This window comes from Streptomyces sp. NBC_00569, assembly GCF_036345255.1.
Taxonomy (GTDB): Bacteria; Actinomycetota; Actinomycetes; order Streptomycetales; family Streptomycetaceae; genus Streptomyces.
Genome location: NZ_CP107783.1, coordinates 8276566 through 8291777, shown reverse-complemented (window position 1 = coordinate 8291777; position 15212 = coordinate 8276566). Strand labels below are relative to the sequence as shown.

14 protein-coding genes are annotated in these 15212 nt (G+C 73.1%); 3 read left to right on the top strand and 11 right to left on the bottom strand.

Annotated elements, in window-relative coordinates; genetic code table 11:
• Window positions 1–40 precede the first annotated feature (40 nt).
• Window positions 41–3289 carry a BTAD domain-containing putative transcriptional regulator gene (locus OHO83_RS37345; protein ID WP_330280405.1) on the top strand — a complete coding sequence of 1083 codons (3249 nt, stop codon included), beginning with the start codon at window positions 41–43 and terminating at the stop codon, window positions 3287–3289.
• 51 nt (window positions 3290–3340) lie between these two features.
• Here the strand turns inward: OHO83_RS37345 and OHO83_RS37340 are convergent, their stop codons facing one another.
• From OHO83_RS37340 to OHO83_RS37325, 4 genes are read right to left on the bottom strand one after another with little or no spacing between them, the layout of a single operon-like run.
• On the bottom strand, window positions 3341–4495 hold the full coding sequence (locus OHO83_RS37340) for an XdhC family protein (protein WP_330280404.1): 1155 nt from the start codon (window positions 4493–4495) through the stop codon (window positions 3341–3343).
• On the bottom strand, window positions 4488–6626 hold the full coding sequence (locus tag OHO83_RS37335) for a xanthine dehydrogenase family protein molybdopterin-binding subunit (protein ID WP_266667848.1): 2139 nt from the start codon (window positions 6624–6626) through the stop codon (window positions 4488–4490). The genes OHO83_RS37340 and OHO83_RS37335 overlap by 8 nt, the downstream gene beginning before the upstream one ends.
• The gene (locus OHO83_RS37330) at window positions 6623–7615 is read right to left on the bottom strand and encodes an FAD binding domain-containing protein (protein ID WP_330280403.1); all 993 of its coding nucleotides are present in this window, start codon (window positions 7613–7615) and stop codon (window positions 6623–6625) included. The genes OHO83_RS37335 and OHO83_RS37330 overlap by 4 nt, the downstream gene beginning before the upstream one ends.
• Window positions 7612–8151, bottom strand: a complete 540-nt coding sequence (locus OHO83_RS37325) for a (2Fe-2S)-binding protein (protein WP_330280402.1) — start codon at window positions 8149–8151, stop codon at window positions 7612–7614. The genes OHO83_RS37330 and OHO83_RS37325 overlap by 4 nt, the downstream gene beginning before the upstream one ends.
• A 280-nt stretch (window positions 8152–8431) precedes the next feature.
• Between OHO83_RS37325 and OHO83_RS37320 the strand changes: the two genes are divergently transcribed.
• Complete coding sequence (locus tag OHO83_RS37320; RefSeq protein WP_266667854.1) at window positions 8432–9019, top strand: TetR/AcrR family transcriptional regulator; 588 nt, start codon at window positions 8432–8434, stop codon at window positions 9017–9019.
• Window positions 9020–9046: 27 nt separating this feature from the next.
• On the opposite strand, the gene OHO83_RS37315 is transcribed toward OHO83_RS37320, so the two are convergent.
• From OHO83_RS37315 to OHO83_RS37300, 4 genes are all read right to left on the bottom strand, one after another.
• Window positions 9047–9499: an STAS domain-containing protein gene (locus OHO83_RS37315; protein WP_266667856.1), complete on the bottom strand. Its 453-nt coding sequence runs from the start codon at window positions 9497–9499 to the stop codon at window positions 9047–9049.
• A 383-nt stretch (window positions 9500–9882) separates the two neighbouring features.
• Window positions 9883–10563, bottom strand: coding sequence for a DUF305 domain-containing protein (locus OHO83_RS37310; protein ID WP_330280401.1), 681 nt, complete (start codon window positions 10561–10563; stop codon window positions 9883–9885).
• Between the two features lie 86 nt (window positions 10564–10649).
• A complete protein-coding gene (locus OHO83_RS37305) occupies window positions 10650–11111 on the bottom strand; it encodes a DUF6153 family protein (RefSeq protein WP_330280400.1) in 462 nt (153 codons plus the stop codon).
• A 175-nt stretch (window positions 11112–11286) separates the two neighbouring features.
• Window positions 11287–11847, bottom strand: a complete 561-nt coding sequence (locus OHO83_RS37300; protein ID WP_266667862.1) for an NAD(P)H-dependent oxidoreductase — start codon at window positions 11845–11847, stop codon at window positions 11287–11289.
• A 125-nt stretch (window positions 11848–11972) separates the two neighbouring features.
• On the opposite strand from OHO83_RS37300, the gene OHO83_RS37295 reads away from it, so the two are divergent.
• On the top strand, window positions 11973–12626 hold the full coding sequence (locus OHO83_RS37295) for a TetR/AcrR family transcriptional regulator (protein ID WP_330280399.1): 654 nt from the start codon (window positions 11973–11975) through the stop codon (window positions 12624–12626).
• An 88-nt stretch (window positions 12627–12714) separates the two neighbouring features.
• On the opposite strand, the gene OHO83_RS37290 is transcribed toward OHO83_RS37295, so the two are convergent.
• The 3 genes from OHO83_RS37290 to OHO83_RS37280 all read right to left on the bottom strand — a co-directional run bounded on the left by OHO83_RS37290 (window position 12715) and on the right by OHO83_RS37280 (window position 14986).
• Window positions 12715–12948 carry a hypothetical protein gene (locus tag OHO83_RS37290; RefSeq protein ID WP_330280398.1) on the bottom strand — a complete coding sequence of 78 codons (234 nt, stop codon included), beginning with the start codon at window positions 12946–12948 and terminating at the stop codon, window positions 12715–12717.
• 141 nt (window positions 12949–13089) lie between these two features.
• Window positions 13090–14028 carry an AraC family transcriptional regulator gene (locus OHO83_RS37285; protein ID WP_330280397.1) on the bottom strand — a complete coding sequence of 313 codons (939 nt, stop codon included), beginning with the start codon at window positions 14026–14028 and terminating at the stop codon, window positions 13090–13092.
• 34 nt (window positions 14029–14062) lie between these two features.
• On the bottom strand, window positions 14063–14986 hold the full coding sequence (locus OHO83_RS37280) for an NADP-dependent oxidoreductase (protein ID WP_330280396.1): 924 nt from the start codon (window positions 14984–14986) through the stop codon (window positions 14063–14065).
• Window positions 14987–15212: the final 226 nt, after the last annotated feature.

The window sequence follows — 15212 nt, the reverse complement described above, 5'->3', positions numbered from 1 at the left end:
CGCTGACGGTCGGCGGCCACGGCGTGTGTACCGTGCTCACATGCGGTTCGGGGTGCTTGGTCCACTGACGGTGCGGGACGGCGAAGGGGATCCGGTCGCGGTTCCCGAGGTGAAGGTCAGGGCCCTCCTCGCCGCGCTCCTGGTCCACGAGGGGCGGCCTGTCTCCGCCGACCGTCTCATCGACGGCCTGTGGGGGGACGATCTTCCGGGGAATCCCGCCAACGCCCTCCAGGCGAAGGTCTCTCAACTGCGGAAAGCGCTCGGCCGCGACCGCGTGGTGCGCCAGGCTCCCGGCTACCGGCTCCGTCTCGACGAGACCGGGGACGAGGTGGACGCCGACCGCTTCCTGTCGCTGGTGGACCGGGCCGGATCCGCGGCGGGTCCGCGCGAACGGGCCGAACTCCTCACCGAGGCACTGGAGTTGTGGCGTGGGCCGGCCTACGCCGATTTCGCGGACGAGGAGTTCGTACGTACTGCTGCGCAGCGCCTGACGGAGCAGCGGCTGGCCGTCCGGGAGGAACGGGCCGAGGCGCTCCTGGAGTCGGGCGACCTCACGCTCCTCACGGGGGAGCTGGCGGACCTCGTCGCGCGCCATCCGCTCCGGGAGCGGCTGCGCGCCGTCCAGCTGCGGGCGCTGTATCGGTCGGGCCGGCAGAGCGAGGCGCTCGCCTCGTACGCCGAGTTGCGGGCCCGGCTCGCGGACGAGCTCGGCCTCGACCCGAGCCCCGAGCTGGCCGCGCTCCACGAGGCGATCCTGCGCCAGGACCCTGCGCTCGCCCCTACCCCGGCCTCTCCTGCGGGCGCCGCGCCGCCGCCCGAACGCCCTCGGTCGAACCTTCCCGCCCCGCTCACGGCGCTCGTCGGCCGTGAGCGCTCCCTGGCCGGGATCGGTCAACTCCTCGCCACGGAACGCCTGGTCACGCTCACCGGCCCCGGCGGAGTCGGCAAGACGCGGCTCGCGGTCGAGGCGGCCCGGCGGATCCAGGACGCCCCCGACGGGGTGTGGCTGGTCGAACTCGCCGGTGAGCGCGGGAGCGTGGCCGATCTCGCGCAGGTCGTCTCCGCCGCGTTGGGCTTGCGTGACGACGCGCTTTCGGGTCCGCCCGGACAAGGCGCGGCGTCCGCACCTGAGCAACGGCTCGCCACGGCCCTGCGGGACCGCAGGACGCTGCTCCTCCTGGACAACTGCGAGCAGGTCGTCGATTCGGTGGCCCGGCTCACCGAATCGCTGCTGAGCCGCGCACCGCACCTGCGGATCCTGGCCACCACCCAGGAGCCGCTGTGCGTCACCGGGGAGACGGTGCATCTGGTCGAGCCGCTGGAACCCGCGGACGCGGTACGCCTGTTCACGGCGCGCGCAGCGGCGGCCTCCCCCGGCTTCTCGACCGACGAAGCCACTCCTGAGATCCTAGCGGCGGTTCTGGAGATCTGCCGGCGCCTCGACGGCATCCCGCTCGCGCTCGAACTGGCGGCGACGCGCGTACGGGCCCTGGGCGTGAGGGAGTTGGCGGACCGGCTCGAGGACCGCTTCCGGCTGCTGACGTCGGGGCGGCGGGGTGCGCCACCGCGCCAGCAGACTCTGCGGGCGGTGATCGACTGGAGCTGGGAGCTGCTCAGCGTTTCCGAGCGGACGGTGCTGCGCCGCCTGGCCGTGCATCGCGACGGCTGCACTTTGGACGCGGCGGAGGAGGTGTGCGCGGGCGGCGGGGTGCGCCGCGACGAGGTTCTCGACCTCGTGACGCGACTGGTCGACCGGTCGCTGGTCGTCGTGGTGACCGGCCCCGGCGGCGCCGGCCCCCGCTACCGGCTCCTCGAGTCCGTCGCCGCGTACGCCGAGGAGCGCCTGCGCGAGACGGATGAACTCGCCGCGGTGCGCCACCGTCATCTGCGGCACTACGCGGAACTGGCCGAGCGCGCCGAACCCCGCCTCCGTGGCGGCGGGCAGCGCGAATGGCTCGGCCGCCTCGACGCCGAGACCGCCAATCTGCGAGCGGCGCTCGACGAGGCGACGCGGCGCGCGTCGACGAGTGGCGCCACCGGCGACGCCGTGCGCCTGGCCACCGACCTGTCCTGGTGGTGGCTGCTGCGCGGCCGCCTGAGCGAGGCGCGTCGGGCCCTGTCCGCCGTCCTCTCCGTGGCGCCGTCCGCGGGCGAACTCCGGGTGCTGAGCGATGCGTTCGGACTGATGACCGGTGAGCAGCCCCCGGCGGCGACTTGCCCCGACGTGGCGATCACCGATCCTGTGCGGCGGGGGCGCGCGGTGTGGTTCTCCGCGTACGGCCTGTTCAGGTCGGGTGATCTCGCCGCCAGTGAGGAGGCCGTCTCGCGGGCGCTCGCTCTCTTCGACGCCGTGGACGACCGGTGGGGTACGGCCGCGGCTCTCGGGCTGCGGTCGATGCACGCGCTGATCCGTGGTGACCTGGATGCCCTGGGGCGCGACGGGCTGCGCAGTGCCACGCTGTTCCGTGAACTCGGCGACCGGTGGGGCGAGTTGCAGACGGTGGAGCCACTGGCGGCGCTCGCGGAGATCAAGGGTGAGTACGCGGAGTCCGCCCGGCGCCACGAGGAGGGACTGCGCATGGCGCGGGAGCTCGGTCTGGACGCGGAGGTCTCCGCCCGGCTCTCCGGCCTGGGCCGGCTCGCGCTGCTCGACCGAGACGGGGACCGGGCCGCCGAACTGCACGAGCAGGCTCGGCGATCGGCGTCCGAGCAGGGCTACAAGTACGGCGAGCTCCACGCGGAGATGGGCCTCGCCCTCGGCGCACGCCGCTCCGGCGACCTCGATGCGGCGCAGGCGCACCTGCTGCGGATCCGCGACGCATTCGGTGAGGTGTCGTCGGAGGCGGGTGACCATCTGCTCCAGGCGGAACTGGGCTTCGTCGCCGAGCTGCGCGGGGATGCGGCCGGGGCGGCCGCCCACCATCTCCTCGGTCTGGACGTCGCCTGTGCCATCGGCGAGCCGCGCGCCGTGGCCCTGTCCCTGGAGGGCCTGGCAGGCGCGGCAGCACTGGCTGGGGACGGGGGCCGGGCGGCCGCACTCCTCGGCGCCGCGGACGCGGCCCGCCGCTCCGCGGGCGCACCGCTCCCGCCCGCGGAACGCGGCGACGTGGACCGCATCACGGCGAGGGCGACGACCGCGCTGGGCGGCCCGGCGTTTGCGGAGGCGTTCGGGCACGGCGCCGACCTGTCACCGGCGGAGGCGGCCCGTACGGCGCGGCTGCACTTCCGAGCTGCCGCGTCGGGCGAGGGCCCTGGGGGCCTCCACACCCCTCCCCGCACGAGTCGCTGAGGCCGGTCACACCGACGGGCCCGCCCTCTCCGGCGACGGTCGTGTCCTACCTCAGATCCGCCCCGACATCATCCGACCCCGCTCCCCCGCCTCGTCGTCGTGATGGATCGGTGTGCGCGAGGTGGTCAGGGGTGCGCCCGTGCCGCCCTGTCTCGACGCGACGATCTCCGCCGCGATGGACAGGGCCGTCTCCTCGGGTGTGCGGGCGCCGAGGTCCAGGCCGATAGGCGAGTGCAGGCGCGCCAACTCCTCGCTGGTCAGGCCGACTTCACGCAGGCGGCGGTCGCGGTCCTCGTGCGTACGGCGTGAGCCCATCGCTCCGACGAAGGCGACGGGCAGCCGCAGCGCGATCTCCAGCAGCGGGATGTCGAACTTCGCGTCATGGGTGAGCACGCACAGGACCGTGCGTTCGTCGGTCGTGGTGCGCCGAAGGTAGCGGTCCGGCCAGTCGACGACGATGTCGTCGGCGTCGGGGAAGCGGGCCCGCGTGGTGAAGACGGGGCGCGCGTCGCACAACGTCACGTGGTAACCGAGGAACTTGCCCGTACGGACCAGAGCCGCGGCGAAGTCGACGGCGCCGAAGACGATCATCCGGGGCGGTGGCACGCTCGACTCGACGAAGAGGGTCAGGTCGGCGCCGCAGTGGGAGCCGTCGGCCGAGAGGTCGAACGTGCCGGTGCGGCCCGCGGCGACGAGGGCCCGCGCCTCGCCCGCCACGGTGCGGTCGAGACCGGAGCCCCCGGCGAGCCCTCCCTCGTACGACCCGTCCGCCCTCACCAGCAGTGCCCCGCCCCGCAGTCCGGCCGGTCCGCGGGACACCCGGGCGAGCGCGGCCGTCTCGCCGCGGGCGGCGGCCGCGAGCGCCGCCGCGAAGACGGGCCTGTCCGGCGCGTCGGCGCGCACCGGCGTGACCAGGACGTCGATGACGCCGCCGCAGGTGAGCCCCACGGCGAAGGCGTCCTCGTCGCTGTAGCCGAACCGCTCCAGGACGGACACGCCGTCCTGGAGCACCTGCACGCACAGTTCGTATACCGCCGCCTCGACGCAGCCGCCCGAGACCGATCCGATGACCGTGCCCTCGCTGTCGACGGCGAGGGCGGCGCCGGGCGGGCGGGGTGCGCTGCCGCCCACCGAGACGACGGTGGCGACGGCGAAGTCCCGGCCCTGCCCGGCCCACCGGTTCAGCTCGTCGGCGATGTCAAGCATCGCCGTCACCCTCGGCAGGGGCTCCGGCCGACAGGACACGGTCGGGCCGGATCGGCAGGTGACGGTGACGGACTCCGGTCGCGTGCCACACCGCGTTGGCGACGGCCGCGGCCGCGCCCACGATGCCGATCTCGCCGATGCCCTTGATCCCAACGGGGTCGTCGGCATCCGGGTCGTCGACCCAGTCCGCCTCGATCAGCGGTACGTCGGCGTTCGCGGCGAAGTGGTAGCCCGCGAGGTCGGCTCCGACATGGCCGCCCGTGACCTGATCCCGGACCGCCTCTTCGTGCAGCGCCATGGACAGTCCCCAGATCATCCCGCCGATGAACTGGCTGCGCGCGGTCAGCGGGTTGACGATCCTGCCCGCCGCGAAGACGCCGAGCATGCGCCGTACGCGCACCTCGCCGGTGGTGACGTCGACGGCGACCTCGGCGAACTGGGCGCCGAAGGAGTGCCGTTCCTTCTGGGTGAGGGAGCCGACGGCGGCGGTGGTGTCGGATCGTACGGTGATGCCCTGCGGCGGAATGTCGCCGCCCAGGGCCAACTGCTCCCGCAGGTCTCGCCCGGCGGCCGTGACGGCCCAGCCCCAGGAGCGGGTGCCCATCGAGCCGCCCGAGATCGCCGCCGGGCCGAAGTCGCTGTCGCCGATGCGCACGTGGACGCGCTCCCCGGCCACGCCGAGGGCCTCCGCGGCGAGCAGGGTCAGCGCGGTCCGCGCCCCCGTCCCGACGTCCGACGCGCCGATCCGCACCGTGAAGGTGCCGTCGGCCTCGGCGGTCACGGCCGCCGTGGACGGTGCCACGATCACCGGGAAGGTGGCCGCCGCCGTGCCGGTGCCGAGCAGCCAGCGCCCTTCGCGCCGCACGCCGGGACGTGGGTCCCGGTCCGCCCAGCCGAACCTGCGGGCCCCCTCGTCGAAGCAGGCCAGCAGGTTGCGGGAGCCGAACGGCAGCCCGGAGACCGGGCCCACGTCCGGCTCGTTGCGGGCACGCAGCGCGATCGGGTCCATGCCGCACCGTTCGGCGAGTTCGTCGAGCGCGGACTCCAGGGCGAACGAGCCCGGAGCCTCACCGGGCGCGCGCATGAAGGTCGGCGTCGGCACGTCCAGGCGCACCACCCGGTTGACGCTGCGGTGAGCGTCGGCGGCATACATCGGACGCCCGAACCCGGCGCTGGCCTCGACGAATTCGTGGACCGTCGACGTGAGGCTGTGCGCCTGGTGGTCGAGAGCACGCAACCGCCCGTCGGCGTCGGCGCCGAGCCTGACGCGCTGGGCCGTGGGGCTGCGGTAGCCGACGAGCGAGAACATCTGACGTCGCGTCATGACGACCCGGACCGGGCGGTCGAGTACGGTCGCCGCCATCACGGCGAGGATCTGGTGCACGCGCACACCCTTGGACCCGAAGGCACCGCCGATGTGCTCGGACCGCACCCGCACCGAGGCCGGGTCGAGCGAGAACAGTTTCGCCAGCTCCTGCGCCACCCACATGCTGCCCTGGTTGGAGTCGAAGACCTCGAGGCGTCCGCCGTCCCAGCGCGCCATCGCCGCGTGCGGTTCCATCGAGCTGTGGTGCTCTTCCGGGGTGGTGTACTCCGCGTCCACGACATGGACGGACGCGGCGAGTTCGGCCGCGAGGTCGCCCTTCTCCACCAGCATGCCGTCGCCGTCCGGTGTGTAGATGCCGGCGTGTCCGGCGGAGAACGCGACGTCGTGCGGCTCCTCGTCGTACCGCACCACCAGCGCCTCGGCGGCCTCCCTGGCCTGTTCGGAGGTCTCAGCGACGACCAGCGCCACCGGCCAGCCCACGAACGGCACCCGGTCGTGCTGGAAGACCTCGACGATCGGGTCGGGCCGCCCCAGCATGCCGACGTAGTTCCCGTCGACGCGCGGCGCGTTGCCGTGGTGCAGCACGGCCAGCACCCCGGGCATCGCGCGGACGGGGTCCGACTCGATCGAGCGGATACGGCCGCGGGCGACGGTGGACAACACCAGCCAGCCGTGGGCGAGTTCGGCGGCGGGGACGTCCCCCGCGTACCGGGCTGCCCCGGTGACCTTCGCCAGCCCCTCCACCCGGGTGTACGAGGCGCCGACGGTGCCCGTCGCCGGGACTGCCGTGGTCGTCGTGGTCATCGGGCGGCCTCCTCGGCGAGCTCGGACAGCACGGCCACGACGAGATTGCGCATCAGCGTCACCTTGTATCCATTGTGGGGCAGCGTCTCGGCAGTGGCGAGTTCGGCGTCCGCCGCCGCGGCGAAGGCCTCGGCGGTCGCGGGGCCGCCGGTCAGGACGCGTTCGGCCGCGTGTGCGCGCCAGGGCCGTGACGCCACCGCCCCGAAGGCGAGGCGCACTTCGTGGACGCTTCCGTCCCGGACGTCGAGCGCGGCGGCGACGGAGCCGATCGCGAACGCGTAGGACGCGCGCTCGCGGACCTTTCGGTAGCGGGAGAGGCCGGCGACGGGCGCCGGGGGCAGGGTGACGGCGGTGATGAGCGCGCCGGGTGGCAGCGTGGTCTCCACGTGCGGGGTCTCCCCCACGGGCGCATAGAACTCCGCAAGCGCCAACTCGCCCGGGCCGTCGACCGTTTCGTACGCGACGACGGCGTCGAGCGCGGCGAGCGCCACTCCCATGTCCGAGGGGTGGACGGCCACGCAGTGCGCGGAGGCGCCGAGGATCGCGGCGTTGTGGTGCTCCCCCTCGATGGCGGGGCAACCGCTGCCGGGCGTGCGCTTGTTGCAGGGTTTGGCCAGGTCGGTGAAGTAGCCGCAGCGGGTGCGCTGGAGCAGATTGCCGCCGACGGTGGCCATGTTGCGCAGCTGGCCCGAGGCGCCCGCGAGGACGGCCTGCGCGAGCATCGGGTAGCGGCGCCGTACCTCGGGATGCGCGGCGAGGTCGCTGTTGGTGACCGTGGCGCCGATGCGCAGGCCGCCGTCCGGCGTCAACTCGATCTCGTCGAGCGGCAGTTCTCGTACGTCGACGAGCCGGGCCGGCCTCTCGACGCCCGTCTTCATCAGGTCGACGAGGTTGGTGCCGCCGCCCAGACAGCGCGCGTCGGGGTCGGCGTCGAGCAGGGCGACCGCGGCGGGCACGTCGAAGACGCGCTCGTAGCCGAACTCCTTCATGCGACCGCCTCCGTTCCGGCGGCGCGTGCGACGGCGTTGACGATCGAGACGTAGGCGCCGCAGCGGCACAGGTTGCCGCTCATCCGCTCCCGGATCTCGTCGGCGGACAGCGGCGGGGCACCCGCCTCCGGCCGTACGTCGGCGGTGACGGCGCTGGGCCAGCCCGCCGCGTGCTCCTCGATGACGGCGAGGGCCGAACAGATCTGGCCGGGGGTGCAGTAGCCGCACTGGTACCCGTCGAGGTCGAGGAACGCCTGCTGCACGGGATGCAGCCCGTCGGCGCCGGCCACGCCCTCGATGGTGGTGATCTCGCGCCCCTCGGCGGCGACCGCGAGCTGCAGGCAGGAGACGGCGCGGCGGCCGTCGAGGAGCACGGTGCAGGCGCCGCACTGGCCCTGGTCGCAGCCCTTCTTGGTGCCCGGCAGATCGAGTCGCTCGCGCAGGGCGTCGAGCAGGGTGGTGCGGTGGTCGACGGGCAGCGTGTACTTCTCACCATTGATGTTCAGCGTGATGACGCTGGACGTCGATGGGGCCATGATCAGCCTTCTTTCGCTCATGGGGTGCGAGGGCTGTGCGTATGCGAGGGGTGTGCGTAGAGGGAGAACGTCAGGATTGCGCGCCTGCCGCCCGCTCGTCGGCCGAAAAACCGCTTGCGGTGGGCGGCGGCCGTTAACTCGAGCCGGATCTGCCGCTATGGTGGACCTAAGCGGACACGTGTCCACTACGTCAGAACCTAGCGGACACCTGTCCGCTTAGCAAGGGCATACCGGTTCTCGGCACCGGCGTACGGATTCGTGATTCCCGGAAGGGGGACGGGTGCAGCCGAAGAAGGACGCGCCGCTGCGCTCGGACGCGCAACGCAATCGCGACCGCATCCTGGAAGTGGCGCTGGTCGAGCTGACGCGGTCGGCGGACGCCCCGCTGAGCGCGATCGCGAAGAAGGCGGGCGTCGGCCAGGGCACGTTCTACCGCAACTTCCCCAACCGTGAATCCCTCGTCCTCGAGGTCTACCGCTACGAGATGCAGCAGGTCGCCGACACCGCGTCCCAGCTGCTCGCGGCCCGCGCTCCCGACGATGCCCTGCGCGCATGGATGGACCGCCTCGCCCAGTACGCCATGGCGAAGGCCGGCCTGGCGGACGCGCTGCGCGAGGCCACCACGCGCGGCAGCCTGGCCGCCCTCGGTCACGGCCCGGTGACGTCGGCCATGTCACTCCTGCTCAAGGCGAACGAGGAGGCGGGCACGATCCGCCCCGGGGTGACACCGGAGGACTTCGCGCTCGCCATCGCCGGGCTCTGGCAGATCGACCCGCACGGCGACTGGCAGTCGCGCGCCGGGTGGCTGTTCGACCTCGTGATGGACGGCCTGCGCGCCGGTGCGCCGGGGGCCGCCCGGGGCGGGTGAGGTCCGTGCGCCCCGGGCCTGGCCCTCTCAGGGTGAAGGAGGCCGGGGATGCGGGGGTCTGGGCGGCCCGTCGTCCAGCGCGTCGGGGCTCGTCACGGGCGGCCAGACCGGCCGGTGCGAGGGCGGCAGCGACAGCAGGGCCTGGCCGACGGACCGTTGGGCGGGGAGCAGGTCGACACTGCCTGTCTGGGCGAGGAGTTCGGTCAGCCGTCGCCCCGCCCCGGCCAGGAGGAGCTTGCCGCCCCGGCGGTCGAGCAGCCACCGCATGGCCAGCAGGCAGTACAGACCGCGTGAGTCGCAGAAGGAGAGCGCGGTGACGTCGAGGACGAGGTAGGGGTGGCCCGCGTCGACGCAGGCACCGAGCGTGCCCAGGAAGAGTTCCTCGGCGCTCTGGTCGAGTTCGCCGCTGACCCGCAGCACCGCGCAGCCTTCGCAGCTCGCCAGCTCGGTGATCATCAAACGGTGGCTCTGCGTGGACATCGCACCTCCATCCGGCCGACGTACGAAGGCCTTTGGCGTCGAGCCTCGCACACACCGGCGCCGGTTCCCGAACCGGACGAGTGCCCCGGGTCGGCACGATCAGGCCGTGGCGGGTCCCGGTTCACGGTCGGCGCGGATGCCGGGCGGCCGTTGCGGTGAGGGTCTCCCACCATGCCCCCGATCGCGCGTACCGTCACCGGTCCGGCGGCAAGCAACCGTGCGTGGACTCCGCCGGGGTGTGGCCGACAGGGCGCCTGTCGGCCACACCCCTGGGGTGCACGGCGCGTCCACCCAGGGCATTTCGCCAGATCTTTCGGATCCGTCAGATCTTTCGGATCCGTCAGACGTCGGATCCGTCAGGTCATTCCAATCTCTCGGGACCGTCAGCTCTTGCCGAGCATCTTGTTCATCTGCTCGATCTCGGCGGTCTGCGCGGTCACCACGTCGGCGGCGAGCCGCGTCGCGGGGCCGTACTTGCCGTCGGACTTCTCGGTCCTGCCCATCGTGACGGCGCCCTCGTGGTGCTTGACCATCATCGCCAGGAACTTCTTGTCGAAGTCGCCGCCGGAGGCCTTCTTGAGCTCGTCCATGTCACCGGCGCTCATCATGCCGGGCATGGACGAGGACATGTCGTGGCCCATGCCGGACATGTCGGCGGGGACTTCCTCACCCCATGCGGTGAGCCAGCCGGACATGTTCTCGATCTCGGGGTCCTGGGCCCCCTCGATCCTGGCGGCGAGGCTCTTGACGTCCTTCGACGCGGCGCGACCCCCTGCCAGTCCGGCCATCTCGACGGCCTGACGGTGGTGCTGGATCATTTCCTTGGCGAAGGAGACGTCGGCGCTGTTGTGACTGTCGGCGTTGTTGCGGCCTGCCTTGCCGTGGTCCTCGGCCCGGGTCGAGGCAGTCGCGGCCGAGCCGGATTCCTTCGCCCCCATGTCGTGTCCTCCGGCCGGCTTGTCGCTGCCACAGGCGGCGAGCACCAAGGCGGCCGCCCCTGCGGTGGCGGCGAAGGCGGCGCGGCGGACGAACGTGCGGTGTGCGGTCGTGCGGTGTGCGGTCATGCGGAACTCCTGGTGCTGATCTCGGGTGAAGGGCTCGCGCGAGCGCGGCGCCGCCCCTTGGGGCGTGCGGTACCGCGCGGGCCGTTCTAGATCCGCAGGAGTTGGAGTTCCGAGAGTGACGGCGGGGCGCGGCCGCCGTCGGGGCCACTGCCGGCCGACGAGGTGCGGGCGTCCGGGCGGGCGGGGCAGGCGATCACGTCGGGGAGCAGCGCGGGCGCGACTGCCGGGGGCCCGGCGATGGAGGCGGAGGCGCAGACCGAGTCCGCGTGCGCCATGTGCCCGCCGCAGCCACCGTCACCGTGGTCGCACGAGTCGGATGCGGAAGCCTTGACGCCCCGCTGTCCGGGCCCGGCACGGTCACCCGCGTCCGCGGCGCCACCCATGCCCATGTCGGACGAGGCCGCTGGATGCGTCTCGCTGTACGCGCCGGCCGGTACGGGTCCCAGGCCGTGCATGCCGAGCAGACCCAGGAGCACGGCGCCGAGGAGCAGCCCGAGAAGCCGCAGCGTCAACTGCGGTCGCACGGACGGTCCGAGGCGGGTGGTCACCACTGCATCGTAGGCAGAGAGGATCGACGTGCGCGCTCCGGGGCCGCCACGGGTCAGCCGTTCGTGGCCCGGCCTGGTTCGTCCGGAACCCGTAAGGGCTCCCCCGGAACGGGAGCGGCCGGAGGCCCGGGACAGTCGTCGCCCCGGGCCTCCGGCCGCACTCGTGTCAGGAGCCTCAGGCAGCGGCGGGGGTGACCTGCTCGCTCAGGCGGCCGACGACCTCGGTCAGCGCGGTCGCGACCTCGGAGTCGTCGGCGGGGTGGGTCTCGGCGAAGCGCGTCACCGAGCCGGGGATGGACAGCTTGACGTCCTCGAGCACCGCGCCACCGGCGATGCCCGCGGCCTTGCGCACGTCGTCCTGCGCCCACACGCCGCCGTACTGGCCGAACGCGGTGCCGACGACGGCGACCGGCTTGCCGGAGATCGCGCCGGCGCCGTACGGGCGGGACAGCCAGTCGATGGCGTTCTTCAGGACGGCCGGCATGGTGCCGTTGTACTCGGGCGAGAAGAGGAGGAAGGCGTCGGCCTGAGCGGCGGCCTCGCGCAGCCGCGCGGCAGCGGCGGGGACGCTGCCCTCGACGTCGATGTCCTCGTTGTAGAAGGGCACGTCGGCGAGGCCCTCGAAGAGCTGGATGTCGGCGCCGGCGGGCGCGTGCTTGGCGGCGGCCTCGGCGAGCTGACGGTTGTGCGAACCGGCGCGGAGGCTGCCGACGAGGGCGAGGATGCGAACAGACATGGCATAACTCCAGATAAGGGCGAACGGATCTCATGCACGGTCCAACCGGACCGAAGTCCGTTTAAAGTTGTACCACCTATCCGGACCACGGTCCACTTGTCGGCTCCCGGCGCTACTCTGAAGCCATGACCGGCCCCATCCCTCCCCTCGTCACGACGTCCGGCACCCTGGGCGGACCGACCGACCTCGCCCTGACACCGGCGGGCGAGCGGCCTGCGCTGCGGGCGGACGCGGCACGCAACCGCACCCGCCTGCTGGAGGCCGCATCACGCCTGATGTCCGAGTGCGGCGCGGCGAACCTCACCATGGAGGCGGTGGCGATGGCGGCCGGCGTCGGCAAGGGGACGGTCTTCCGGCGCTTCGGCGACCGGACCGGGCTGCTCATCGCCCTCCTGGACCACCGGGAGCAGCAGCTTCAGGCGGCGTTCCTCTCGGGCCCGCCTCCCCTGGGTCCGGACGCGCCCGCCCTGGAGCGCCTGCACGCCTTCGGCCCCGCCCTCATGCGCCACGAGCGGGACCACCACGAGCTGATCCTCGCCGCCCGCACGGACCCCCTGCGCAACTACGCGGTCCCGGCGAACCGCCTGCGTCACACGCACGTCACGCTGCTGCTGCGCCAGGCGGGCGCGCAGGGCGACACCGACCTCCTCGCGCACACGCTGCTGGCCGCCGCGGACACCGCGCTCGTCCACCATCTGACCGTCGAGCGGGGCATGCCGCTGGACCGCGTGGAGGCGGGCTGGCACGAGCTGCTCGACCGGCTCGCGCGAACGACCTAGCCGGTCAGGATCGCGTACGCGGACGTCCTGTTCGACGGTCTGCACACATGCCCCGGCGGGCGCGCGCGAGCGGCCCATGACCGACCGGTCACGACGTCATCTCCGGCCCGTCCGGGCCCCAGGAGTCGGGCCCCGCATCATGCCAGTCGATCAGTTCCGGGTCGTCGACGGCGGTGTCCGCCTCGGGAAGGCCCGCGGCCCGCAGGAATTCCAGGACGTCGAGCAGGTTGTAGGCGGTCCCCACGTCCTTGCCGCGAATCGTCACCCGCCGACCGCCGTCAGGCAGGGGCGGGTGCACGATCACGGGCGCACCTTCGGGCATACCTCAAGAATGGTCCAGGCAACCCGAAAATGCACCCCCGCTCGAACCCGCATTCGAAGATCAGGCCCCGCCTGCGCCGCCCGGCCGCACCGCCCCGCGGCGCCGCCCTGCCCCCACGCAACCCTGACCCCGACGCCCTGCCTACGCCGCCCTGGTCTGCCGCCGGTAGCCACCCGGGGCGAGCCCGTACTCCCGTTTGAACGCCTTGGCGAAGGCGAACTCCGAGCCGTAGCCCGCACGGGCGGCGACCGTCGTCAGGGGCGCGTCGGACTCCCGTAGCAGCCGGGCCGCCGTCGTCATGCGCCAGCGGGTCAGATACGCCATGGGCGGCTCCCCCACCAACGCGTTGAACCGCCTGGCGAACGCGGCGCGGGACAGCCCGGCCCGCCCGGCCAGCGCCTCGACGGTCCACTGGGTCGACGGGTCGCCGTGCATGGCCGCCAGCGCGGGTGCGACGGCCGAGTCACCGAGCGCCGCGGCCCAGCCCTGCGCGGCGGAGGCGGGCTGGCCCTCCAGCCAGGCGCGCAGGATGTAGAGGAGCAGCGAGTCGATCAGCGTGGGCACGATGCCGTCCGAGCCGATCCGCGGATTCTCCAGCTCGGAGCCGAGGAGCTGGACCGCGGCGCTCAGCTCCGGGTGGCGCCCGTGCCGCGTGGGCAGGTGGACCACCTCGGGCAGCTGGCGCACCAGGGGGTGCGGGCGGCCCTGGTCCAGGTGGTAGTTGCCGCAGAGCAGGCGGGTCTCGGGGCCGTCCCCGCCAAGCGTCACCGAGCCGATCGGCGACCCCTCCCGGAAGTTCTCGGCCCGGGGCTCCTCGGCCGCGCTGGACGGGTGGTCGGCGAGGATGTGGCCCCGCCCGTCGCGCAGGAAGACGACATCACCGGCGCTCAGCGGGATCGGCTCCAGATGCGGGGCCGAGTCCTCCAGCGGGACCAGCCAGCAGGCCCCGTACAGCACCACATGGAATCCCGCGCCGGCGACCGGGGGCAGGCGCAGGCCCCAGGGGGCGCGGCCGTTGGTGCGGACGGACGCCGGGCGTCCGGTGCGCATCGAGGCCAGCGCCTCGGTGAGGATGTCCATCCGGCCTCGCCCTCCCTGGTGCGGCCCGTCCCGGTCAGACCGTCAGGACAATCTTGCCCTGTACATGTCCCGAGGCGACCAGCTCGTGCGCCTTGCCCGCCTCCGCCAGCGGGAACGTCTCCTCGACGTGCGGTCGGATCGCGCCCGCGTCGACGAGTTCGGCGATCGCCTCGAGCGCGGCGTAGTCCGGCTCGACCGAGATGCCGGCGAAGCGCCGCCCGGCCGCCTCCACGCGCGCGGCGAGTTCCGGGTCACCGTGTTCCAGGATGCTGATGAGCACGCCGCCGGGACGCAGCGCCCCGACCGACCGGTCCCCCTGGGCGAGCGAGTCGAGGACGATGTCGGCGTCCTTGACCACGTCGGTGAAATCGGTGGTCCGGTAGTCGATGACCTCGTCGGCACCGAGACCGCGCAGGAAGTCCCGCCGGGCCGCGCTGCCCGTGGCGATCACGTGGGCTCCCCGCGCCTTGGCGATCTGCACGGCGAAGTGGCCGACACCGCCTGCCGCGCGCTGGACGAGGACCCGGTCCCCCTCCTTCACGCCCGCGGCCTGCACGAGGCCCTGCCAGGCGGTGAGCGCCGCGAGAGGGATGGCGGCGGCGTGCACGTGGTCGACCGACGCGGGCTTACGGGCGAGCTGGCGGGACGGTGCCGCGACGTACTCGGCGTAACCGGTGGCGGCGCGGGGGAAGAACGGCATCCCGTAGACCTCGTCACCCACGGCGAACCGGCTGCCGGGGGCGGCCTCCTCGACGACCCCCGAGATGTCCCAGCCGACGCCGAACGGGGGCTCGCCGAGCAGCGGGAAGGCGCCGGACCTGACGGCCACGTCCACCGGGTTGACCGCGCTGGCGTGCACCTTGACGAGAACCTCGCCGGAGAGCGGCTTCGGCCGCTCGGTCTCGACGACCTCGAGAACCTCGGGACCGCCGAAGGACTTCTGAATCACTGCGCGCACGGTAACTCTCCCTGTTCCAGGCGGGGTTGAGGGCGCCGGCCCGGCGCCCCGCTTGATGTCCTCAACCATAGGGAGCTCGAACGAGCCACTGAATAGCCTTCCGTCTCGGCTGCATGTCCCAGCGTCTCGATGGCCGGGAGCCCCGGGCATGCTCCCTTCAGAGCGACGCTCGCGCCGCCGGCTGGGGCGCTGCGACAGACCTTCGACGCGGTCGGCCACCCAGGGA